Annotated in this window: 19 protein-coding genes; 5 read left to right on the forward strand and 14 right to left on the reverse strand. The window is 71.9% G+C overall.

The genetic code is table 11. The annotated features are described in order from the left end of the window. Positions 1–2 precede the first annotated feature (2 nt). Both dnaJ and hrcA read right to left on the reverse strand, forming a co-directional pair. Entirely contained in the window at positions 3–1,139 is a 1,137-nt protein-coding gene (gene dnaJ, locus HHX40_RS03125) for a molecular chaperone DnaJ (RefSeq protein ID WP_111697205.1), read from the reverse strand. Then, the gene (gene hrcA / locus HHX40_RS03130; RefSeq protein ID WP_111697206.1) at positions 1,140–2,153 is read right to left on the reverse strand and encodes a heat-inducible transcriptional repressor HrcA; all 1,014 of its coding nucleotides are present in this window, start codon (positions 2,151–2,153) and stop codon (positions 1,140–1,142) included. It abuts the gene before it with no gap. Positions 2,154–2,329: 176 nt separating this feature from the next. Between hrcA and HHX40_RS03135 the strand changes: the two genes are divergently transcribed. Next, positions 2,330–3,145: a DUF3097 domain-containing protein gene (locus HHX40_RS03135; protein ID WP_182879318.1), complete on the forward strand. Its 816-nt coding sequence runs from the start codon at positions 2,330–2,332 to the stop codon at positions 3,143–3,145. A gap of 13 nt (positions 3,146–3,158) precedes the next feature. Here HHX40_RS03135 and hemW read toward each other — a convergent pair whose 3' ends face one another. Further along, positions 3,159–4,379: a radical SAM family heme chaperone HemW gene (gene hemW / locus HHX40_RS03140; RefSeq protein WP_111697208.1), complete on the reverse strand. Its 1,221-nt coding sequence runs from the start codon at positions 4,377–4,379 to the stop codon at positions 3,159–3,161. Between the two features lie 117 nt (positions 4,380–4,496). Here hemW and HHX40_RS03145 point away from each other — a divergent pair, with 117 nt between their 5' ends. Continuing rightward, entirely contained in the window at positions 4,497–5,753 is a 1,257-nt protein-coding gene (locus HHX40_RS03145; RefSeq protein WP_182879319.1) for a glycoside hydrolase family 18 protein, read from the forward strand. 49 nt (positions 5,754–5,802) lie between these two features. Here HHX40_RS03145 and HHX40_RS03150 read toward each other — a convergent pair whose 3' ends face one another. Beyond that, the gene (locus HHX40_RS03150) at positions 5,803–7,470 is read right to left on the reverse strand and encodes a cellulose binding domain-containing protein (protein ID WP_220498552.1); all 1,668 of its coding nucleotides are present in this window, start codon (positions 7,468–7,470) and stop codon (positions 5,803–5,805) included. A 61-nt stretch (positions 7,471–7,531) separates the two neighbouring features. Between HHX40_RS03150 and HHX40_RS03155 the strand changes: the two genes are divergently transcribed. After that, positions 7,532–7,747 carry a hypothetical protein gene (locus tag HHX40_RS03155; RefSeq protein WP_182879320.1) on the forward strand — a complete coding sequence of 72 codons (216 nt, stop codon included), beginning with the start codon at positions 7,532–7,534 and terminating at the stop codon, positions 7,745–7,747. Positions 7,748–7,913: 166 nt separating this feature from the next. Here HHX40_RS03155 and HHX40_RS03160 read toward each other — a convergent pair whose 3' ends face one another. Next, the gene (locus HHX40_RS03160; protein ID WP_182879321.1) at positions 7,914–8,561 is read right to left on the reverse strand and encodes an MOSC domain-containing protein; all 648 of its coding nucleotides are present in this window, start codon (positions 8,559–8,561) and stop codon (positions 7,914–7,916) included. Positions 8,562–8,630: 69 nt separating this feature from the next. Further along, positions 8,631–10,454, reverse strand: coding sequence for a translation elongation factor 4 (lepA, locus tag HHX40_RS03165; RefSeq protein WP_182874749.1), 1,824 nt, complete (start codon positions 10,452–10,454; stop codon positions 8,631–8,633). 142 nt (positions 10,455–10,596) lie between these two features. Between lepA and HHX40_RS03170 the strand changes: the two genes are divergently transcribed. Together HHX40_RS03170 and rpsT are read left to right on the forward strand one after the other, a co-directional pair. Then, on the forward strand, positions 10,597–11,676 hold the full coding sequence (locus HHX40_RS03170) for a glycosyl hydrolase family 18 protein (RefSeq protein WP_182879322.1): 1,080 nt from the start codon (positions 10,597–10,599) through the stop codon (positions 11,674–11,676). Between the two features lie 138 nt (positions 11,677–11,814). Then, positions 11,815–12,087 carry a 30S ribosomal protein S20 gene (rpsT, locus tag HHX40_RS03175; protein ID WP_111697213.1) on the forward strand — a complete coding sequence of 91 codons (273 nt, stop codon included), beginning with the start codon at positions 11,815–11,817 and terminating at the stop codon, positions 12,085–12,087. 208 nt (positions 12,088–12,295) lie between these two features. Here the strand turns inward: rpsT and holA are convergent, their stop codons facing one another. The 8 genes from holA to hflX all read right to left on the reverse strand — a co-directional run bounded on the left by holA (position 12,296) and on the right by hflX (position 23,369). Continuing rightward, the gene (gene holA / locus HHX40_RS03180; protein WP_220498554.1) at positions 12,296–13,261 is read right to left on the reverse strand and encodes a DNA polymerase III subunit delta; all 966 of its coding nucleotides are present in this window, start codon (positions 13,259–13,261) and stop codon (positions 12,296–12,298) included. Between the two features lie 253 nt (positions 13,262–13,514). Continuing rightward, a complete protein-coding gene (locus HHX40_RS03185; RefSeq protein ID WP_182879324.1) occupies positions 13,515–13,805 on the reverse strand; it encodes a hypothetical protein in 291 nt (96 codons plus the stop codon). 312 nt (positions 13,806–14,117) lie between these two features. Next, positions 14,118–16,670 carry a ComEC/Rec2 family competence protein gene (locus tag HHX40_RS03190; protein ID WP_310737925.1) on the reverse strand — a complete coding sequence of 851 codons (2,553 nt, stop codon included), beginning with the start codon at positions 16,668–16,670 and terminating at the stop codon, positions 14,118–14,120. A gap of 326 nt (positions 16,671–16,996) precedes the next feature. Further along, complete coding sequence (locus tag HHX40_RS03195) at positions 16,997–18,031, reverse strand: ComEA family DNA-binding protein (RefSeq protein WP_220498555.1); 1,035 nt, start codon at positions 18,029–18,031, stop codon at positions 16,997–16,999. A 170-nt stretch (positions 18,032–18,201) separates the two neighbouring features. Next, positions 18,202–19,056 (reverse strand): DegV family protein, encoded by an 855-nt coding sequence (locus HHX40_RS03200; RefSeq protein WP_182879325.1) that lies wholly within the window; start codon positions 19,054–19,056, stop codon positions 18,202–18,204. Positions 19,057–19,084: 28 nt separating this feature from the next. Further along, positions 19,085–19,879: an MOSC domain-containing protein gene (locus HHX40_RS03205; RefSeq protein WP_182879326.1), complete on the reverse strand. Its 795-nt coding sequence runs from the start codon at positions 19,877–19,879 to the stop codon at positions 19,085–19,087. A gap of 380 nt (positions 19,880–20,259) precedes the next feature. Beyond that, entirely contained in the window at positions 20,260–21,468 is a 1,209-nt protein-coding gene (hutI, locus tag HHX40_RS03210; protein ID WP_111697217.1) for an imidazolonepropionase, read from the reverse strand. Positions 21,469–21,965: 497 nt separating this feature from the next. Next, a complete protein-coding gene (gene hflX, locus HHX40_RS03215) occupies positions 21,966–23,369 on the reverse strand; it encodes a GTPase HflX (protein WP_244302040.1) in 1,404 nt (467 codons plus the stop codon). Positions 23,370–23,391: the final 22 nt, after the last annotated feature.

Genomic DNA, 23,391 nt, shown 5'->3' on the forward strand with positions numbered 1-23,391 from the left:
CCTCACCGGCCGTTGAAGGCGTCCCGCAGGCGGGAGAAGAAGCCCTGCTGGCCCGGGGAGAACTTGCCGGGCGGCCGTTCCTCCCCGCGCAGCTTCGACAGCTCCCGCAGGAGTTCCTCCTGCTGCGGGTCGAGCTTGGTCGGCGTCTCGACGTTCACGTGGATCAGCAGGTCGCCCCGGCCGGTCTCGTTGAGCCGCTGGATGCCCTTGCCGTACAGGGGGATGACCTGACCGGCCTGGGTGCCGGGCCGCACGTCGATGGCCTCCGCGCCGTCGAGGGTGTCGATCGACAGGACGGTGCCGAGCGCGGCGGCGGTCATCGGGATCTGGACGGTGCAGTGCAGGTCGTCGCCCCGGCGTTCGAAGATCTGGTGCGGCCGCTCGACGATCTCCAGGAACAGGTCGCCCGGAGGGCCTCCGCCCGGCCCGACCTCGCCCTCGCCCGCGAGCTGGATGTGCGTGCCGTCCTCGACGCCGGCCGGGATCCGCACCTTGATCGTGCGCCGGGTCCTGACCCGTCCCTCGCCCGAGCACTCCATGCAGGGGTGCCGGATGACGCTGCCGTACCCGCCGCACTGGGGGCAGGGGCGCGACGTCATGACCTGGCCCAGGAACGAGCGGGTGACCTGGGAGACCTCGCCGCGCCCGTGACACATGTCGCAGGTGTCGGGGTGGGTGCCGGACGCCGCCCCGGAGCCCTGGCAGACGTCGCAGACCACGGCCGTGTCGACCACGATCTCCCGGGTGGTGCCGAAGGCGGACTCCGCCAGGTCCAGTTCGACCCGGATGGTGGCGTTGCGGCCGCGGCGGGCACGCGAGCGGGGACCCCTCGCGGCGCCGGCGGAACCGAAGAAGGCGTCCATGATGTCGCTGAACGGGAAGCCCCCGCCGAAGCCGCCCGCCCCGGCCGGCCCGCCGCCACTCGCGAACGGATCGGCGCCCATGTCGTACATGCGGCGCTTGCCCGCGTCGGACAGCACCTCGTACGCCTGGTTGATCTCCTTGAACCGCTCCTGGGTCTCCGGATCGGGGTTGACGTCCGGATGCAGCTCACGGGCGAGACGGCGATACGCCTTCTTGATCTCTTCCTGGCTGGCGTCGCGCCGGACGCCAAGGGTCGCGTAGTAGTCGTTGGACACTTATGACCCCGCCAGGATCTGGCCCACGTACCGCGCCACCGCGCGCACCGCACCCATCGTCACCGGATAGTCCATTCGTGTCGGGCCCAGCACTCCAAGCCGGGCCAGTTCCTTGTCGCCCGAACCGTATCCGGCGGCCACGATAGAGGTGCCGCGCAGCCCGCTGTAGGGATTCTCGGATCCGATTCTGACGGTGAGTTCGGACAGCCCGCCGGTCTCGCCCAGCAGGCGCATGAGCACGACCTGCTCCTCCAGCGCCTCAAGCACGTCACGCAGGCCGACGCTGAAGTCGGCGCCCGCCAGATTGGCCGTACCGCCGAAGACGATCTTCTCCTCGTGCCGCTCGACGAGCGTCTCCAGGAGCACGGACATGATGGTCGCCACCACCGGCCTCTCCTCCGGCGGCAGCCGTTCGGGGATGCCGGCCACGGTCTCGGGCACCTGAGAGAGCCAGCACCCGTCGAGGCAGCCGTTCAGCACGGAGCGCAGGTTCGCGATCCGGTCCTCGGCGAGCGCCTCGGGCAGATCGACCACCCGCTGCTCGACCCGCCCGGTGTTCGTGATCAGCACCAGCATGACCCGGCGCTCCGCCAGCGGGACGATCTCCACGTGGCGGACCGACGACCTGGTGAGCGAGGGATACTGCACGACGGCCACCTGCCGGGTGAGCTGCGCGAGCAGCCGTACCGTGCGCATGACGATCTCGTCGAGGTCGACCGCCCCGGCGAGGAACGTCTCGATGGCCCTGCGCTCCGCCCCCGACAACGGCTTGATCTGCGACAGCCGGTCCACGAACAGGCGGTATCCCTTGTCGGTCGGGACCCGCCCGGCGCTGGTGTGCGGCTGCGTGATGTAGCCCTGCTCCTCCAGCGCCGCCATGTCGTTGCGGATGGTCGCCGGGGAGACGCCGAGGTTGTGCCTGTCCGCCAGGGCCTTGGACCCCACCGGCTCGTTGGTGGACACGTAGTCCTCGACGATGGCGCGCAGGACGGCGAGCTTGCGGTCGTCGAGCAATGTGTCACCTCCCTGTGCCCTGGAAACACCGACTCTGGCACTCTGTGTTCCCGAGTGCCAAGTGTACGGCTACCACCGCTCGGCGTGCGATAACGAGCAGACGATCAGGGGCAACACGCCGTGAATCCGGGCGCAACCGGCGGGCTGGCGGCCCGGGATTTGCTAGCGTTCCCCGCATGTACGGGCGGGACGTGCTTTCCGGAGACTGGCGGCGGCCACGGCGGGGGCAGATCCCCGAGATCCCGGCCGAGCCCGACCTCGTGGTCGAGGACGCCGAGGGCCGTTTCTGCGGCGCGGTGGTGGACTGCGACAAGGAGGCCGTGACGCTGGAGGACCGCTTCGGGCGGCGGCGGGTGTTCCCGCTGACCCCCGCCGGGTTCCTCCTCGACGGCAGACCGGTGACGCTGGTCCGTCCCCAGGCCCGGCCGTCCGGCCCGTTGCGGAGCGCCTCCGGGTCGATCGCGGTCGAGGGGCTGCGCGCCCAGGTCGCCAAGGAGAGCCGCATCTACGTCGAGGGCGTCCACGACGCCGCGCTGGTCGAGAAGATCTGGGGACACGACCTGCGCGTCGAGGGGGTCGTCGTCGAGTTCCTGGAGGGCGTCGACGACCTGCCCGCGATCGTCGGGGAGTTCGGCCCGGAGCCGGGCAGGCGGCTGGGCGTGCTCGTCGACCACCTGGTGCCCGGTTCCAAGGAGAGCCGCATCGCGGCCCAGGTCTCCGGCGCGGACGTGCTCGTCGTGGGGCACCCCTTCGTGGACATCTGGCAGGCGGTCAAGCCCCGGGCACTCGGCATCCAGGCGTGGCCGGACGTGCCGCGCGGCGTGCCCTGGAAGGAGGGCGTGATCGCCGCGCTGGGCTGGCGGATGGACCCCCAGGAGGCGTGGCGGCACATCCTCGGCCGGGTCACGACCTACGCCGACCTGGAGCCGGAACTGCTCGGCCGCGTCGAGGAGCTCATCGACTTCGTCACCGCCCCTGATCAGCCGGACTGAGGGATCAGCCGGATCAAGGGGTCAGGTCGCGTACGACGGCGTCGGCGAGGAGCCGGCCGCGCAGCGTGAGGACGGCCCGGCCCGCCTTGAACGCCTCGGTCTCCAGCAGCCCGTCCCCCAGCGCCCGCGCGCAGGCCGTACGCGCCTCGGGGGCGAGGTCGGCGAGCGGGAAGCCCGAGGCGAGGCGCAGCTCCAGCATGACGCGCTCGACGGCCCTGTCCTCCGCCGTCAGCACCTCCCGGGCGTGCGCCGGGGAGGTCCCGTCCGCCAGGCGGGCGGCGTACGCGGCGGGGTGCTTCACGTTCCACCAGCGGGTGCCGCCGACATGGCTGTGCGCCCCCGGGCCCACCCCCCACCAGTCGCCGCCGGTCCAGTAGAGCAGGTTGTGGCGGCAGCGGGCCTCGTCCCCCGCCGCCCAGTTGGAGATCTCGTACCAGCTCAGGCCCTCGGCCGTCAGGGTCTCCTCGGCGATGAGATAGCGGTCGGCCGCCACGTCGTCCTCGGGCATCGGCAGCTCGCCGCGCCGGATGCGGGCGGCGAGCCGGGTGCCGTCCTCCACGATCAGGGAGTACGCCGAGACGTGGTCGGGACCGGCCGCCAGGGCGGCCTTGAGCGAGGCCCGCCAGTCGTCGTCGCTCTCCCCCGGCGTGCCGTAGATCAGGTCGAGGTTGACATGCTCGAACCCGGCCGCGCGGGCCTCCCGTACGGCCTCGGCGGGCCGGCCGGGGGTGTGCCGCCGGTCGAGGACGGTGAGGACGTGCTCGCCCGCGCTCTGCATGCCGAAGCTCATCCGGGTGAAGCCGCCCTCCCGCAGCTCCTTCAGGTAGGCCGGGTCGACGGACTCGGGGTTGGCCTCGGTCGTCACCTCGGCGCCCGGCCGCAGGCCGAACTCCTCGCCGACGGCGTCCAGGATCCGTACGAGGTCGGCGGCGGGCAGCAGGGTCGGCGTGCCTCCGCCGAAGAAGACGGTCTCGACCGGCGGCGCGGCGTCCCCGAGCACGCGCCGGGCCAGCCGCACCTCCTCGATCGCGGTGGCGGCGTAGTCCCGCTGCGCGGCGCCCGGCCCCAGCTCCGCGGCCGTGTAGGTGTTGAAGTCGCAGTAGCCGCAGCGCGTCGCGCAGAACGGCACGTGCACGTAGAAGCCGAACGGACGGGAGCCGAGCCCGTCGAGGGCTCCGGGCGGCAGCGCGCCGCTCGCGGGGACGGGATCGCCGTCGGGAAGCACGGAAGGCACGCCTCCAGTCTGCCGTCACTCGCGCGGTGCCGTTGACGGGGTGATCGGAGGGGTCTACGATCGGCGCAATTTACAGGAAACTTTCCTATAAATTGTGCCCGGGAGGCCGGCGTGCTCATGAGAAGGACCCTCGCCGTGGCGGTCGCCGCCACCCTGGCCGCCGGGCTCGCGCCCGCCCAGGCCCAGGCCACGACGGGCGGGGACCGCTACAAACGGGTGGCGTACTTCATCCAGTGGGGGGTCTACGGCCGGAATTTCCACGTGCGTGACGTGGACGCCAGCGGCGCGGCGGCGAAGCTGACCCATCTCAACTACGCCTTCGGCTTCGTCGGCCCCGAGGGCACCTGCTACTCGGCCGATCCGTGGGCCGACTGGCAGCGCCCGGTGCCCGCCGAGCAGAGCGTCGACGGCGTGGCCGACGCCGACGACCAGCCGCTCAAGGGCAACCTCGGCCAGCTCAGGAAGCTCAAGGCCCGCCACCCCGGCCTCAAGGTCCTCATCTCCATCGGCGGCTGGACCGGATCGAAGTACTTCTCCGACGCCGTTCTCACCCCCGCCTCCCGGGCCCGGCTCGCCGCCTCGTGCGTCGACCTGTGGCTCAGGGGCGACCTGCCCGGCCTGCCCGGCGGCGCCGCCGCCGGAGTGTTCGACGGCATCGACCTCGACTGGGAATGGCCCGGCTCCTCCGGAAACGACGGCAACGTCATCCGGGCCGAGGACAAGCAGAACTTCACCCTGTTCCTGGCCGAACTCCGCCGCCAGATGCGGGCCCACGACCGGCGCGCCGAACTCACCGCCTTCCTCCCGGCCGCCGCCGCCAAGATCGACGCCGGTTTCGAGGTGAAGAAGGTCTTCGGCCTGCTCGACTTCGCCACCGTCCAGGGCTACGACCTGCACGGGCCGTGGGAGAACCGCACCGGGCACCAGGCCAACCTGCTCACCGACCGCCGCGACCCCGGCCCGGTCAAGTACAGCGTCGACCAGACCGTACGCGACTACGTCGGCCGCGGGGCGCCCGCCCGCAAGATCGTCGTCGGCGTCCCCGCGTACGGCCAGGGCTGGACCGGGGTCACCTCCGGCGGCGACGGCCGCTACGCCCCCGCCGCCGGCCCCGCACCCGGCACCTGGGCCGCCGGCAGCGACGACTACAAGAACCTCGCCGGCAAGCCCGGCAGGCGCTACCGCGACCTGCTCACCGGCGCCCTGTGGCTCTACGACGGCAACGAGTTCTGGTCCTACGACGACCCCGCCGTCATGCTGCGGAAGGCCGCGTACATCCGCCTCAAGGGCCTCGGCGGCTCGATGCTGTGGTCCATCGACCAGGACGACGCCAAAGCCTCCCTCACCTCCGCCCTCTACTCCGTCCTGCGGTGATCCGGCCTGGGGAGGGGTCACCCCCTCCCCAGGTCGTGACGTCAGGAGGTCAGGGGCTGGTGCAGGTGGCGGTGGGGGTAGCCGCGCTGCCGTTGGCGGTGAAGCCGAACGTCGTGGACGCGCCCGCCGCGATCGAGCCGTTGTAGGACTCGTTGGTGACCGTCACCGAGGAACCGGACACACTCTGCCGGCCGTTCCACAGGCTGCTGATGGTCTGGCCGCCCGGCCAGGTCCACTTCACGGTCCAGCCGTTGACCGCCGAGCTGCCCGCCTGAACCGTCACCTCGGACTGGAAGCCGCCGCCCCAGCTGTTGATCGTCTTGATCGTCGCCGAGCATCCGCCGGGAACCGGGGACGTCGACGGCGAGGCCGACGGGCTGGCGCTGGGACTCACGCTCGGGCTCGCACTGGGACTGGCACTGGGGCTGGCGCTCGGGCTGGCACTGGGGCTGGCACTGGGGCTGCTCCCGGGACTGCTGACCCGGTAGACCACGGTGCCGTGCGCCGGAACGCTGGCGGAGATCGTGCCGCTCGTGGTGCTGGTCGCGTTGGTCCAGGCGTCCGTCAGCGTCACCGTGCCGCCGGACTTGCCGATGGCGGAGGTGGTCGTCGAGACCGTGGTGGTCGAGCCGCCCTGGTTGAACAGGGCGACCGCGACGTCGCCGTTGGCGAGCTTCTTGGCGAGCACGCGCCGGGTGCCGTCGTTGGACACCTGGGTGGCCTGCAGGCCCAGCGAGTCCTGGTTGATCGCGATGAGGTTCTTGTTCTTGAGGATCGTCTGCGTCGCCGAGTCCATGGAGCGGATGTCGTTGCCCGCGATCAGCGGGGAGGCCATCATCGCCCAGAGCGCGAAGTGGCTGCGCATCTCGGTGTCGTTCATGCCGCCCCGGCCGATCTCCATCATGTCCGGGTCGTTGAAGTGCCCGGGACCGGCGTACGAGGCGAGCGGGACGGTGACGTTCACGATGTTCTGGATGCCCATGGGATAGCCGTTGGTCTGGCCCGTGTCCCACTTGTTCGTGATGTCCTCGGTGGTGCGCCACATGTTCGCGACGTCGCCCCAGTTGCGCTGGGGGCCGGTCTTCGAGTGGATGCTGTTGGGGTTGATGCTGTAGACGATCGGCCGGCCGGTCGCCTTCAGCGCGTCGCGCATCTTGGCGAACGTGGCCACCTGGTCGTTGATCGTGCCGTTCGGGGAGCACCAGTCGTACTTCAGGTAGTCGACGCCCCACGCCGCGAACTGCCGGGCGTCCTGCGCCTCGTGGCCCTGGCTGCCGGTCGCGCCGGGATAGCTGTTGAAGTACTGCGCGCAGGTCTTGTCCACGGGCACCTGGTAGATGCCGAACTTCAGGCCCTTGTTGTGCAGGTAGTCGCCGAGCGCCTTCATCCCGCTGGGGAAGCGGGAGGGGTCGCCCTGGATGTTGCCCGCCGAGTCGCGGTTGGGGTTGAACCAGCAGTCGTCGACCACCACGTACTGGTAGCCGAGGTCACGCAGGCCGCTGTTGACGATGGCGTCGGCCATCCCTCTGATCAGCGACTCGTTGATGTTGCAGCCGAAGGTGTTCCAGCTGTTCCAGCCCATCGGCGGGGTCCTGGCCACCCCGTTCTCCAGTGCCTGCGCCGGGCTCACGGTGGTAAGCGCCACGGCGCCCGACGCGAGGGCCAGCGCCGCCGTGACGGCGGGGACCAGCGTCGTGCGGATGCGTTTCCTGTCCATCGGCATCGCTCCTCAGCGGGTGCGCTTCAACTGACGGGGATGTTAGCGTTAACAACCGCCCGTGATCGTCGCCGATCACGTGCTGGCCATTGCGTATCCCATTGGCGAAGATCCGGTGGCGGCCGCGGACGGCGCCACGGCGCGGAGCCAATCCCATGCGCGGGGAACGGTCAAGACACCCGTGTGCGCGATGCCGGGGCACGAGCCGGGCCGCACCGGCCTGATCTGGGCGCGGGAGCCCGAGGCGGGCCGCCCGGCCGTGGAGCACCGGCTGTAACTTTCACCTCCCGACCGTCCGGCGAGAGGTGACCGGTTCACGTGCTCGCGCGCCCGCTGTCACACCGTACGGCCGAGGCAGGCGAGGAGGCGCCGACGCGCGGGCGGGCAGGCGACCGGGCCGGAGAGGTGGGGATGAGGGCCCGGCGATCAGGGCGCGGTGGTGATCAGGAGGCGGGGGCCTCGGTGCGGCTTCCGAGCACGCGCTGGGCGACCCTGTCCCACTTGTCGCTGCGGCCGGGCTGGGCGAGGATCCGCCGCAGCAGGTCCCCGTCGCCGTGGTAGGCCCGGAACGCCTCGCCGATGGTCACGCCGTCCGCGGGCCGGTCCAGCACCTCGATCTCGTCGCCGGCGCCGAGTTCGCCCTCCTCGATCACCCGGAAGTACGCTCCCGTGCGGCCCGCCTCGGTGAAGCGCCTGACCCAGCCGCGCTCGTCGAGCCAGTTCCGGAACACGACACAGGGGATGCGGGGATAGGTGACCTCCAGGACGGCGGTGCCGACCCGCCAGCGCTCGCCGAGGAGCGCCCCGGTCAGGTCGGCCCCCGATGTCGTGAGGTTCTCCCCGAACCGGCCGTCGCGCAGGTCCCGGCCCATCCGGGGCTCCCACCAGTCGTAGTCCTCCCGGGCGTACGCGTACACCGCCTGGTCCCGGTGCCCGTGGTTGGCGGTGTCGGCGCGCTCGTCCCCGGCCAGGCCGTTCCCGTGTACGGCGACACGCCCCTCGGCGCGGCGCTTGTCGATGGCGGTACGCCGGAGGTCGCCGGCCCATTCCGCGTCGACGGCCCGGCCCACGTTCACAGAGAGGATGCGCATGGCCAAACGTTAACGGATGGTCATGTTTCCGCGCGATCCCATTAAGTTGTCATGAAACCAGACAGGGAGTTACTTCTTGGTCTTGTCCGGGGCCTCGGAGGAGAGGGCGGCGACGAAGGCCTCCTGCGGGACCTCCACGCGGCCGACCATCTTCATCCGCTTCTTGCCCTCCTTCTGCTTCTCCAGCAGCTTGCGCTTCCGGCTGATGTCACCGCCGTAGCACTTGGCGAGGACGTCCTTGCGGATCGCGCGGATGTTCTCACGGGCGATGACGCGGGCGCCGATCGCGGCCTGGATCGGGACCTCGAACTGCTGCCTCGGGATCAGCTCCTTGAGCTTCTTGGCCATTTCCACGCCGTAGGCGTACGCCTTGTCGCGGTGGACGATGGCGCTGAACGCGTCGACGGTCTCGCCCTGGAGCAGGATGTCCACCTTGACCAGGTCGGCCGCCTGCTCGCCCGACGGCTCGTAGTCGAGCGAGGCGTACCCCCGGGTCTTCGACTTGAGCTGGTCGAAGAAGTCGAAGATGATCTCACCGAGCGGCAGCGTGTAGCGGATCTCGACCCGGTCCTCCGACAGGTAGTCCATGCCCTGGAGCTGCCCGCGGCGGCCCTGGCACAGCTCCATGATCGCGCCGATGAACTCGGCCGGCGCGAGCACCGTGGCCTTCACCACCGGCTCGTAGATCTCGCCGATCTTGCCGGCCGGGAACTCCGAGGGGTTGGTGACGACGTGCTCGTTGCCGTCCTCCATGATCACCCGGTAGATGACGTTGGGCGAGGTCGAGATCAGCGACAGGTTGAACTCGCGCTCCAGCCGCTCCCGCACGATCTCCATGTGCAGCAGGCCGAGGAAGCCGCAGCGGAAGCCGAAGCCGAGCGCCGCCGAGGTCTCCGGCTCGTACACGAGCGCGGCGTCGTTCAGCCGCAGCTTGTCGAGGGCCTCGCGCAGCTCGGGATAGTCGTCGCCGTCGATCGGATAGAGCCCCGAGTAGACCATCGGCTTGGGATGCTCGTAGCCGCCCAGCGCCTCCGCGGCGGGCTTGAGCGCGTTGGTGACCGTGTCGCCGACCCGCGACTGGCGCACGTCCTTCACGCCGGTGATCAGGTAGCCCACCTCGCCGACGCCGAGGCCCCGGTCGGACGGCATGGGCTCCGGCGAGATGACGCCGATCTCCAGCAGCTCGTGCTGGGCGACCGTCGACATCATCAGCACGCGCTCACGCTTGGACAGGTGCCCGTCCACCACCCTGACGTACGTCACCACACCCCGGTAGGTGTCGTACACGGAGTCGAAGATCAGCGCGCGGGCGGGGACGTCCGGGTTGCCGACGGGCGCCGGGACGTGCTCCACGACGTGGTCGAGCAGCTCCTTGACGCCCGCACCGGTCTTGCCGGACACGCGCATCACGTCGCCGGGGTCGCAGCCGATGAGGCCCGCGATCTCCTCGGCGTACTTGTCGGGCTGCGCGGCGGGCAGGTCGATCTTGTTGAGCACCGGGATGATGTGCAGGTCGGCGTTCATGGCCAGGTAGAGGTTGGCCAGCGTCTGGGCCTCGATGCCCTGTGCCGCGTCCACGAGCAGGATCGCGCCCTCGCACGCCTCCAGCGAGCGCGACACCTCGTAGGTGAAGTCGACGTGTCCCGGTGTGTCGATCATGTTGAGGACGTGGCCGTTCCAGGGCAGCCGCACGGCCTGCGACTTGATCGTGATGCCCCGCTCCCGCTCGATGTCCATGCGGTCGAGGTACTGCGCACGCATCGACCTGTCGTCCACGACGCCGGTGAGCTGCAGCATGCGGTCGGCGAGTGTCGACTTGCCATGGTCGATGTGCGCGATGATGCAGAAGTTGCGGATCAACGCGGGGTCGGTCTGGCCAGGCTGAGTGCGCACCGGAGTCCGTTTCAACAGGGTGTGGTCATACAGGTTTCGAGTGACTGCTGGTCGATCGGGCCGCCCTCGCCTCGCGCTCGGCGGGCCCTCTCTCGGCTGGCGGACCAGCCACCCTCCATGGTGGCATGTCCGGGTGCTTGCCTTGACCACCAGACGGACCATCAGACGCGTTCTCCGCTGGACCGCCCTCGTCGCGGCCGTTCCGCTCGCGCTCGGCCTCGCGGCGGCGGCCGCGCTGCGCGTCCAGTTCGCCGGGACACCCGCCGCCTGGACGCGGACCACCGGGCACGACGCCCTGTGGATGGGCCACGCCTGGGTGGACGGCCGCCGCACGGAGGCCGACGTCCGGGCCCTCGCCGTACGGCTGCGCGCGAGCGGGATCAGGGACGTGTACGTCCACAGCGGGCCGTTCAAGTACGACGGGACCCTGCCGCCCGACCGCTACGCCAACGCCGGAAATTTCCTGAAATGGTGGCGCAAGAATCTGCCCGGTGTCCGGGTGTCGGCCTGGCTCGGCCAGACGGTCAACGACAACGGGAAGGCCCACCTGAGCCTGGCCGACGCGGCGGCGCGGGCCCGGATCGTGGCGGGCGCCCGTGACCTTGTCACCCTCGGCTTCGACGGGATCCACTACGACTTCGAGCCGGTCTCCGACGGGGACGGGCCGTTCCTCGGCGTGCTGCGGGAGACGCGGCAGGCCATCGGCGCCCGGCTCCTGTCGGTCGCCACCCAGCAGATCGAGCCGCTGACCGGCATGCGCGCCCCCACCGCCCTGGCGATCGGACACGACAAGTACTGGACGCCGGACTACTTCCGGCAGGTCGTCGGCCTGACCGACCAAGTCGCGATCATGACGTATGACTCCGGGACGCCCCTGCCGTCCCTGTACGGCGGCTACGTCGCACGGCAGACCTCGCTCGCCCTCGATCTCGTGCCCGAGGACAAGACCCTCCTCATCGGGGCTCCGGCCTACCACGACCACGGCATCGCGTACCTCGACTATGCCGAGAGCGTCGAGGCAGCGGCCGAGGGCGCCCGGCTGGCGCTCGGCGAGCACGGGCCGCGCACCGAGTTCGGCCTGGCCCTGTACGTCGACTTCGCGGCCACGGAGGAGGACTGGAGGGAGTACGAGACCGCCTGGGTGCGCGGAGGAGCCGGAGGAGGATCCGCCGAGTCGCTCGGGCGGGCCGATGTGCGGACCACGGCCGTCGTGCCGCGATAGCATGAACACAGGGCGGCCCGCCGTCGCGGATTTGAGCGATGGCCCGGGCTGTTGGTATCCTGTCCAACTGCGTGTGGCGCGCCCTCTCACGAGCCCGCGCGCCCCATCCGACCAAGACTTAACACTGAGGCTTTCTTCGTGGCGAACATCAAGTCCCAGATCAAGCGGAACCGGCAGAACGAGAAGCGCCGGCTGCGCAACAAGGCCGTCAAGTCGTCCCTGAAGACCGCGGTCCGCAAGTTCCGCGAGGCTGCCGACCAGGGCAACGTGGACGACGCCCTCGTCGCGCTCCAGGCCGCGTCCCGGCAGCTCGACAAGGCCGTCAGCAAGGGCGTGATTCACAAGAACCAGGCCGCCAACCGCAAGTCCGCGATCGCCAAGCGCGCCGCGGCTCTGCAGGGCGCCAAGTAGTTCCGCACCGAGCGCACGCCGCATCTTCCCTGATCGGGAGATGCGGCGTTTTCGCGTTTCCGGCGCCCGCCCTTCGCGCGCCTTCTTCCCCCGGTGACGGCAGTTTCGCCCGGTGCTGGCAGCTTCGCCCCGTGACGGCCGCTTCGGGCGGTGACGTCGGCGTCGCGCTGGGGCGGGGGTCGCTCGATCGGCTCTGCCCGCGAGTGCGTCAGCGGGCGGTGCGGCTGGCGACGATCGTGTGGATGGCCTTCTCCAGCGCGTACCCCGGGTCGGCGCCGCCACCCTTGACCTGCTCGTCCGCGACGGCGACCGCCTGGAGGGCCGCGGAGATGCCGTCAGGGCCCCAGCCGCCGAGCTGGCGCTTCACCCGGTCGATCTTCCACGGCGGCATGCCCACATGACTCGCGAGCTGGCCGCCGCGGAGATTGCGGGGCGCGCCTCCCACCTTGGCGAGCGAGCGCAGGCCCCCCGCCAGGGCGCTGACGATCAGCACCGGAGCAACGCCCGTCGCCAGGGCCCAGCGGACCTGCTCCAGCGCCTCACCCAACCGGCCTTCCACGGCCAGATCCGCGATCGTGAAACCGCTGACCTCGGCCCGCCCCCGGTAGTACTTCGCGACCGCCGCCTCGTCGATGTTCTTGCCCTGCGTGTCGAACGCGAGCTGGCCGCACGCCGCCGAGAGCTCCCGCAGGTCGCTGCCCACCGCGTCGAGCAGCGCCTGCGCGGCGGCGGGCGAGATCGTGCGGCCCTCCCTGCGGACCTCGGCCTTGATGAAGTCGAGCCGCTCCCCCGCCTTGGTCGGCTTGGCCACGGTCACGACGTCGGCGCCCGCCTTCTTCACCCCGTCGACCAGCGCCTTTCCCTTGACCCCGCCGGGATGGGCCAGCACCAGCACCGCCTCGTCGGCCGGGCGCGCGGTGTACTTCACCACCTCGGCGACGACGTCCTTGGGCAGGTCCTGCGCGGCGCGGATCACGATGACCGACCTGTCGCCGAACAGCGAGGGCGAGGTGAGCCCGGTCAGCTCCCCGGGCTCCACCTTGCCCCCCTGGAGGTCGTGCACCTCCGCCCCCGGGTCCTCGGCGCGGACCGCCGCCACGACGGCCCGGACCGCCCGATCGACCAGGAACTCCTCGTCGCCGACGACCAGGGTCACGGGTGCTGCGTTCGCCATGGCACGCAGCATGCCACGCCGGCCCGGCGCCGGCACACCCGGCGCCCGGCGCGTTCGCCGCGCCATCCGCCGTCTGGGGGGCACACCCGGCGCCCGGCGCGCTCGTCGCGGCCCCGCATCGGCCGTCCGGCTCACGCCCGATGGGAGCGAGCCGGGCGGCCGGGCGACGAGCGCCCCGCCGCGGCCGTCACCGGAAGCCCCCCATCGGCGTCACCGCCGGCATGGCCGGGTCCGCCCGCCGAGACGCTCGATGCTAGCCCCGGGTGGCCGCGGTGCGACTCCGGGCCTGGCCGGCCGGGGTCTGGGCCGGCGTCTGGGCGGCGGTCTCCCTGGCCTTCTCGCGCTCCTCCATCTCCTGCGTCCGGCGAGCTGTCCTGGAGAGGTCCTCCAGCTCGTGCGCGGTCTCCTGGAACTCCTGCGCGGCCTCCCTCGTCATCCTGCCGACGAGCCTGCGGCCGCGAAGAGCCATGTCCTCGTAGACCTCGTTGGCTTTGGCGATGGCGTAGGGGCCCACGCCGGCGAGGGCGCAGAATGGCTTGGACATCGTGATCCTCTTGACCGGTGTCGTCACTTGGTCACTCTCCGTTAAGGTCGCTCTGGCGAGGCTGCTCGGTTCCGTCTGTCTTGGTCAGGGGAGGAACGGCACGTCCTCATCGGCAGGCGGAACGGGCCGGTGCTCTCCGGGTTCCGCCGCCGGGGCCATGCCTGGAGTGCGCGCCCGCTCCCCGACAGGCGAGCGCACACCGGCACCATCCCCGCACTCGTCCCAAGGACACCGGGCAGGAAAGCAAGCGCGGATCAAAGAGCGGTGTCGAAGGCCGCCGCGGCACAGCCGATGTCCAGCCGGCAGGTGGGGTCATCTGCCGCGTACGACCACGGCGAGACGACCGTGGTCGGCGACGACTGCGATGTCTCCCGACAGGTCCGTGCGATAGGGGCGCATGCCGAGGCCGCGCAGGCGGCGGAGCGTCACCTGGGCGGGGTGCCCGTAGTCGTTGACCGCGCCGACGCTGACGAGGGCGGCCCGGGCACCCGTGGCGGCGAGGAACGCCGGCGCCTGCCTGGACGATCCGTGGTGGGGCACCTTCAGCACGTCCACCCGGGGGACGCCACTGCGCAGCAGGGCCTCCTGCGCCTCCGTCTCCAGATCCCCGGCGAGCAGAGCCGCGCCCAGGGGCGCTCCCTGGTCCCCTCGCACCCCCGATGCGCCCTGGACCTCCCGTGCGCCGCCTGCCTGTGCCGCGCCTTCCTGTGCCCCGCCTTCCTGTGCCTCACCTACCTGCACCGCGCCTTCCTGTGCCCCCTCCGTCGCAGGGGTGACCAAGGCTCCTGGCTCCCCCGGGGGGCCCTCGGGCTCTCTGACCGTGTGGGCTGTGGCCGTTCGCGGCGGGCCTGACCAGCGCACGAGCAGCACGACACTGGCGTTGTTGGCGATGGAGCCCTCTCCGGTGCCCTGGGGCGCGGTGCCGGGCTCCGGCGCCAGCACGGTGATCTCGGTGGGCCCGAACCGCCACCGCATGCCGCGCACGGCCCGCCACTCCGGGATCCGGGCCGCCTGGAGTTGCCGGGAGACCCGGCCCGCCTCCCCTTCGGGCACCCGGCCCGGGCTGACCACCACCGCGCCGACCGCCCGGCCCCGCAGCACGCCCGGGAGCCCGCCGACATGGTCGAGGTGCGGATGCGTGAGGATGACGAGCGGCACCTGCCGCACGCCGAGGGCACGCAGGCAGCGGTTGGCGAGGCCGGGTGCCGGTCCCGCGTCCACCACCACCGCCCGGCCGGGACCGGCGGCCAGCACCAGGGCGTCTCCCTGCCCCACGTCGCAGGCGACGAGCAACCATCCGGGCGGCGGCCACGGCGAGACCACCGGCACGGCCACGAGAGCGGTGAGCAGCGCCCCCGCCGCGAGCGCGGCCGCGAAGCGCCTTCGCGCGCGGCCCCGGAGGACGACCCAGCCCACCAGGGCCACCGCCGCCAGCGCGGCCAGGCCCGGGGCTCCCCCCGGCCACTCGGCGGTGGCGAAGGGAAGGTCGGCGGCCCGCCGCGCCACGGCGATGATCCAGCCGACGGCCCATCCGGCCGGACGCACCAGCAGCCGGGCCAGGTCCATGCTGATCGGGGCGGTCACCGCGGCGGCGAACCCCAGCACGGTCGCCGGGGCGACGGCGGGTTCGGCGAGCAGGTTGGCCGGGACCGCGGCCAGGTCGAGCCGCCCGGACATCAGCACCAGCAGCGGCGTGACCGCCACCTGCGCCGCGACCGTCACGGCCAGCGCCTCGGCGAGCAGCCGGGGCATACGGGGCATGCGGCGCTCCAGACGATCCCGCCAGCGCGGCGCGAGGACGAGGATGCCGCCTGTGGCGACGACCGACAGCGCGAACCCCCACTCACGGGCCAGCCCGGGATCGAACACCAGCAGCCCGAGCACGGTGGCGGACAGGGCGGCCAGACCGTCCCTCGTGCGGCCCGTGCCGAGGGCGACGGCGGCGACCATCCCCATGACGAGGGCACGCAGGACGCTGGGCGACGGCCTGGCCACGATCGAGAAGGCGATCATCGCGATGACCGCGACGACCGCCCGGACGGCGAGGGGCAGCCCGGCGAGGCGGCTCAATGCGAACACCGCGCCCGCGACGATCGCCAAATTGGTCCCGGACACCGCGGTCAGATGGCTGAGGCCCGCGGTCGTCATGTCGAGGCGCACCTCCTCGTCCATGCGGGACACGTCGCCGACGACCAGTCCCGGCAGCAGGCCGCGCTGATCCTCCGGCAGCACGTCGCTCGCCTCGCGCAGTCCCGCGCGCGGCACCTCGGCCGCACGCTGCACGGCGGACGGGACGCCGATCGGCTCGGGCGGCCCGCGGACGAGCAGCACCGCGGCGACCGGCTCGCCCGGTCGCGCCGGGCTCAGCCTTCCGCGTAGCCGGACCCGCTGGCTCGGCAGCAGTGCGCGCCATCCGGCGGCGGGACCCAGCAGCACGACGGGGACGTCCACGGCGTACCGCTCCCGAAGGGCCGACACGAGCAGGAGCCTCGCCCGCACCACGGCCGTGTCGCGGCGGGTCACGCCACCCGGGTGCGGCCGGATGCGCGGGTCTTCGGTGATCTCCGCCTCCACGGAGACCGCCGCCTCACGCCGGGCCAGATCCGGCACCGGCCCGGTCGTCACCCCGTGCACCCTGAACGCCACCACGGTCGCGGTCACCGCCACGGACGCGAGCACGGCGAGCCCGGCCCGCGCGGCGGTGCCAGGCCCTTCCGCCCGCCGTCGTCGCCGGGACGCCGTCGTCCGGAGGACGGCGGCCGCGACGGCGGCGGTCAGCGCCACCGCCACCCCGATGACGGCCGGGCAGGTCAGCAGCACGACCGCCGCGAGCCACGAGGCCAGCGCCGGAGCCACCAGAGCCACCGGACCCGCACCCACCGGACCCGCACCCACCGAATCCGTGCGCGCCTCACCCGCACCTACCAGGCCCACGCCTGCCCCACTCGCACCTGCCAGACCCGCGTCTGCCCCGCCCGCACCCGGCGTGGCCGTGCGAGCCGGACCTGGACCTACCGGGCCGCGGTTGGCGCGACCGCCGGCTTCGGCCCCGAGCGGGCCGGGCTCACCCGCGCCGCCACCAGCGGACCGGCGGTCACCCGAGGGCGATGCTCTGGGGCGCCGCGCGGAGGGTGCCTGGTCTGCGACGGCCGAACGCGCGGCAGTGAGTCGGCGAGGAGGCTCGGCGGGCATCAGACGGTGACCTTGTCGCGGAGCTCGGCGAACTTCCGCTCCCCGATGCCGGGGACGTCCTTCAACTGGTCGACGCTCTGGAAACCCCCACGGGCGTCCCGGTAGTCGACGATGCGTTGCGCGATCACGCCCCCGACCCCGGGCAGCGCGTCGAGTTGCCCGGCGGTGGCGGTGTTGAGGTTGACGACGACGCCTCCCGGCATCGCCGCCCCTTCCGGCGGGGCGTCCGGACCGGCCGCAGCACCGGACGGGGCGGGGCCCCCTACGGTGATCTGCTCGCCGTCCACCACATGCCGGGCGAGGTTGACGCCACCCGGGCTCGCTCCCTTGCGGACGCCCCCCGCGGCCTCGATCGCGTCCGCCACCCGCGCGCCGGGCGGAAGGACGAAGACCCCCGGCCTGCGGACCCTGCCCGTGACGTAGACCACGGCCCGCGTCGCCGGGCCGGACGACGGACCGCCGACTCCGCCCGTCCCGGGTGTGTAGGCCGTCGCGCCCGGCTCACCGGCCTTCGTCCGGTCCGGACCCCGATCCGGATCGGGACCCGCGCCTGCACCCGTCCCGGGGCTGGAGAGCGCCGCTGAACGGGCGCCGGGGCCGGACTCCAGGCCGGCGGCCGGGATCGGCGGGGCGACGGGTTCGGCCACCGCCCGCGACCGCCACACGACCACACCGGTGACGACCGCGGCGAGCAGACCGATGGCCACCAGCACCCGCAGGCCCGGCACCCCCGGGTCCAACCGCGCCAGAGTCCGGCTCAGCGACGTCCGCTCCAGGGCCCCAAGGAACTCCCCGGACGGCTCGCCGTCCTCCTCCGGCCGCGCGACCGTCCCTCGGTGATCCCGGTGATTCCACCCGCGGGCTTTCTCCGCCGGATAGGGGACGCCGAACGACGGCGGCGGGCCGGGCGGGGACGGCACCGATCGCAGGCGCGCGGACGGCGGGACCGGATCCGCCGGTCGCAGCAGCCCACGCAGGCGGGACTCACCGACCGCGACATCGCGCGCGGCTCCGCGGAACTCCTTGCTCAGCACGCCATGGACGGTAGACACGCGGCGTACGCCCGGCGGATCCCGAACGCGGTTCTGTGGACAACCATCGGACCCGCCCCGGCACTGCGAAAAGCGCCGCCCACGCGACGCGGCGCCCCAGCACTACGGACACGCGGCGTGAGAGGGCGGCGCGACCCCGCGTACGGCGTGGATCAGTCCGCGACGCCGGGGGCGATGGTGACCCCGAGCACTCCGGGCCCGGTGTGGGCGCCGAGGACCGGTCCGATCTCGACCACCCACATCCGTACCAACCTGGGCAGCCGCGCCGTCAGGCCCTTCATGAGCGCCTCGGCCCGCTCCGCCGCCATCAGGTGCTGCACCGCGACGTCGACCGGCCGTTCGCCGGCCTCCTCCACCACCAGGTCCTCCAGGCGGGCGAGGGCGCGGCTCGCGGTGCGGACCTTCTCCAGCACGGTGATCTCGCCGTCGGCGAGACGCAGCAGCGGCTTGATCGACAACGCCGAGCCCAGGAGGTTGGCCACGCGGCCGATGCGTCCGCCACGACGGAGGTATTCGAGTGTGTCGACGTAGAAGACCGTCTCGGAGGCGGCGGCCCTGCCACTCGCCACCGCGGCAACCTCGGCGGCGAGGGCTCCCGCTCCGGCCGCCCGGGCGGCGGCGAGAACCGCGAACCCCAGTCCCATCGCGATCGACCGGCTGTCGACCACCTGGACCGGTACGGGCGCCTCCCGGGCGGCGAGGCGGGCGGAGTCGACGGTGCCGGACAGCGCACCGGACAGATGGACGGAGACGATCTCGGTGGCGCCTGCGGCGGCCGCCCGCTCGTACGCCTCGGCGAACCGCTCGGGAGACGGGCGGGAGGTGACGATCGGCGAGCGGCCCTGCAGGGCGTGCGCGAGAAGCCCGGCGTCGAACGGGGTCACGTCGTCGATCTCGTGATCCCCGAGGATCACCTGAACCGGTACGACGGTCACGTTCCATCTGCCGGTCGCCTCTGCGCCGAGATACGCCGTGGAGTCTGTGACGACCGCGACGGATGGTGACATATCGCGAGATTACCCGGCGGTGATCGCCCTAGCCTGGCCGGACTTCGTCTCCTACTCGCAACTCGCCGAGATTCGTGGGCACCAGGCGGACGCCGAACCAGGTGTTTCCGTCCCAGCGGCGGTGTTTGGCCAGGGTGCGCAGGGGCTCCTTGCCGCGCTCCTGAGTGGTCGGGTCCCAGGTGGTGGCGGCGCAGCGGTCGCACAGCACCGAGACGCGGCAGTCGATCTCGCCGATGCGGACCGACGTCCAGGCGTCCTCCGCGAAGGGTTCCGCGCCCTCGACGATGAGGTTGGGCCGGAAGCGGGCGACGTCGAGGGGATCCGGGGGAGGCTCCTGGCGTTCCATCGCGCCCTCGGCGATCCAGTCGTCCAGGCGCCGGAGCGAACTCCTGGAGACGAGATGGAGGGGCCCGTCCCAGAGGCCGCCGGTGTGTGCGGCGAGGGTCCGGCGTTCGGGTTCGTCCAGCCAGACGAGGCGGGCGGGCTGGCCGAGCAGGCGGGTGAACCATTCGTGGGCGTCGGCGTGGGCGAGCACGGCTCGGTCGAGGGTGGAGCAGCTCAGCGAGATCGTGTCGCCGGCGGCCGGGGGAACCTTGAGTTCGCCCATGTCCTTCGCCGACAGGTGGAGGCCGCCTTCGGGCGTCTCCACGGCTGAGACCGAGAGGAGCCGGGGGTGCTCGCCCACCCAGATCAGTTCGCCCATCGGGTCGACCACACCCCAGCGGCGGTCGCCTTCCAGACCCCAGGGCAAGACCTTGGCAGAGAGGCGGGGAATGCCTTTGCCGGACTTGATGGGGTAGGTGCGGATCTCGGCGAGTTCCATTGGACAAGGATAGAAGAAAGCGCTCTCTCGGGGTACGGGAGCGTGTCCACGGGGTGCCGGAGCGGAGTCTTCGACCCCTTTGAAATGTGCGTTTCCCGTGCTCTTCGACGTGGCGGCGAGGACTGTCCGTCGGCAGTCCGGGAACCGCTTTCCGTGAAACTCTCATGGCGGGCGCCGCCGGAGGACTCGGCGTGCCGGTGGCGCAGCGCCTCCCCGGCCGGGCCGGGCGCGCCGGCGCCGCCCGCAGCCGACCCACAGCCCGGGCCATACCGCGCGAAACCCAATGCACAGAACTCAATGCACAGAACTAAATTTGCAGGGCTTAATGCGCAGGACGCTACGCGCGCAGAACTCAACGCACAGCACTCAGTGCGCAGGGCTCACTGTACGGGGACGCCGCCCCGCCAGACGCGCCGCGGCTTCAGGCCGAACGACCAGGCGAAGGCGCCCTCGTGGTCGGCGTCCCACTGCACGATGTCGGCGAGACGGCCGGGGGCGAGGATTCCGCGGTCCGGCGCGCCGAGAACCTGGGCGCCGCCCAGCGTGGCCGCCCGCAGCGCGTCGCCGACGCTCATCCCGAACGCCGCCACGGCCAGGCTGATCACCAGGGACATGGAGGTGATGCCGCAGTGGCCGGGGTTGTGGTCGCTGCCGAGCGCCACGGGCACGCCCTGGGCCAGCATCCGGCGCACCGGCGGGAGATGCCCCACCTGGAGCGCCGCGCCCGGGCAGACGACCGCGGGCACGCCGTACCTCGCCATGAGGGCGATGTCCTCGTCGGAGGCGTGGTGGAGCAGGTCGGCGGAGGCGCAGCCCATCTCGGCGGCGAGCTGGACGGCGCCGCGGCGGTTGTACGCGCCGGCGTGGACGCGCGGCAGGAGCCCGACGTTGCGGCCGGAGGCCAGCACCCAGCGGGCCTCCTCGGCGGTGAAGTGGCCGTCGTCGCAGTAGACGTCGACGCTGTCGGCCCCGGCTCCGGCGGCGTCCGCGCACCAGGAGGCGACCGCCTCGACGTAGTCGCGCTGGCGGCCGAAGTATTCGGGCGGCACCACGTGGGCGGCCAGGAACGTGACGTGGACCCGCGGCATCATCGGCTCTTTCTCGAGCTCGCGCAGGAGCCGCACGTCGGCGAGTTCGCCGTCGCGGGTCAGGTGGTAGCCGGTCTTGGCCTCGACGGTGGTGGTGCCGCTGAGCAGCCACTCGCGCAGCCGCTCCCGCACGCCGTTGCAGAGGGTCCAGGGGTCGGTGCCGCGGGTCACCGTGACGGTCGAGCCGATGCCGCCGCCCGCCGCCGCGATGGCCGAGGAGCTGGAGCCACCAGAGCGCATCGCCATCTCGGCGTACCGGTTGCCGGCGTACACGGGATGGGTGTGCGCGTCGATGAGGCCGGGCGTGACGAGCGCTCCGCCGAGGTTCTCCACGTGGTCGACGTCGACGATGTCGTCGACGACCCCCGGAACGCTCTGCGGGAGGTCCGCGGCGCGGCCCACCCAGGCGATGCGGTCGTTGTGCACCAGGATCGCGGCGTTGCTGCACACGTCGTGCCCGGTCCACAGCCGGCCGATGTTGGTGAGAAGGCGAACGGTCATCCGACCACCTGCCGGTCACCCCTGGACGTCGAGCGGCCCCAGCCGGTGGGCTCCGGGCCCGCCGTGTCCGCTTCGTATTCGGACGTCATTGGGGGTCTCCTGCCTCATCGCGCACGGGGTTGTTGTGCGATGACCCTACCGCCGGGGTGTCGAACCCGGGCGATTCAGTTCAGTTACGTTATTTCACGGGTGGGTTCGATGTACAGGGTTATCGACAAGAACCCACGTCAGCCTCGCCAGCACCGAGACTTACCAGTTGTTTCACGCGCCGCGGCGAGGTTCGGACGCCCAGCTCCGACCCGGTGTCCGCGAGCGTCTGCGGAAGGGTGACCACGCTGCCTGGAGACATATTCCACCCACGCCATAAGGTCCCATTGGGCTTTCCTTATCATACCAAGGGCGTGCCTTGACGGGCCACCGACACGCCGAGGCGGCCCGTCGGGAAGGGCGCGGATCCAGTGGATCAGACGGTCCGGACCAGAGCGGTCCGGACCGGATCAGACGGTTTCGACGGGCTTCGCCACCCTGTCGAGCTCCGCGTACAGGTCGGCGAAGACCCGCGCGTGCAGGATCGTGCCGTCGCCGGTGTGCTCCAGCGACAGCACCTCGCCCTCGCTGTGCGCCCGCGCGACGAGATCGCCCCTGTCGTACGGCACCAGCATCCTGACCTCGTGGTCGAGGCGGGGAAGCTCGCGCTCGATCATCGCCATCAGCTCGCCGATCCCGGACCCGGTCCGGGCGGAGACGACGATGCTGTGCCGTTCCTTCATGGTCAGCCGGGTCAGCACGACCGGGTCGGCGGCGTCGGCCTTGTTGACGACGATGATCTCCGGGATGTCCCGCGCGCCCTCGATCTCCGCCAGCACCTCGCGGACGGCGGCGATCTGCGACTCGGGGTCGGGGTGCGATCCGTCCACCACGTGCAGGATCAGGTCGGCGTCGGCCACCTCCTCCAGCGTCGAGCGGAACGCCTCGACGAGCTGGTGGGGCAGGTGCCGTACGAACCCGACGGTGTCGGCCAGCGTGAACAGCCGGCCCTCGGGCGTGCGTGCCCTCCGCACGGTGGGGTCGAGGGTCGCGAACAACGCGTCCTCGACCAGCACTCCCGCGCCGGTCAGCCGGTTGAGCAGCGACGACTTGCCGGCGTTGGTGTATCCGGCGATCGCCACCCCGGGCACCTCGCGGGCCTGCCTGCGGTGCCGCATGGTCTGCCGGGCGGTGGACATCTCCTTGATCTGCCGCCGCAGCTTGGCCATGCGCTCGCGGATCCGCCGCCGGTCCAGCTCGATCTTGGTCTCACCGGGGCCGCGGCCGCCGATGCCGACGCCGCCGGCGGCCCGGCCGCCGACCTGACGTGACAGGTTGCCGCCCCAGCCGCGCAGGCGCGGCAGCAGGTACTGCAGCTGCGCCAGCTCGACCTGGGCCTTGCCCTCCCGGCTCTTGGCGTGCTGCGCGAAGATGTCGAGGATCAGCGCGGTCCGGTCGATGACCTTGACCTTGACGACCTCTTCGAGCTGGCGGAGCTGGCCGGGGGTCAGCTCGCCGTCGCAGATCACGGTGTCGGCCCCGCTGGCGGCCACGATGTCACGCAGCTCGACCGCCTTGCCGGAACCGATGTAGGTGGCGGGGTCGGGCCGGTCACGACGCTGGATCAGACCCTCCAGCACCTGTGATCCGGCGGTCTCGGCGAGGAGCTTCAGCTCCTGCAGCGAGTTCTCCGCGTCCGCGGCCGTGCCGCCGGCCCAGACGCCCACCAGCACGACGCGCTCCAGCCGGAGCTGGCGGTATTCGACTTCGGTGATGTCTTCGAGCTCTGTCGACAGACCCACTACGCGGCGCAGCGCCTGGCGCTCTTCCAGGTCGTAGTCACCCACGGCGAGGTCTTCGGGCTCGTATCGCATATATGTCATCTCTACTAGACAG

The sequence above is a fragment of the Microbispora sp. H10949 genome (genome assembly GCF_014161435.1).
GTDB classification, from domain to species: domain Bacteria; phylum Actinomycetota; class Actinomycetes; order Streptosporangiales; family Streptosporangiaceae; genus Microbispora; species Microbispora triticiradicis.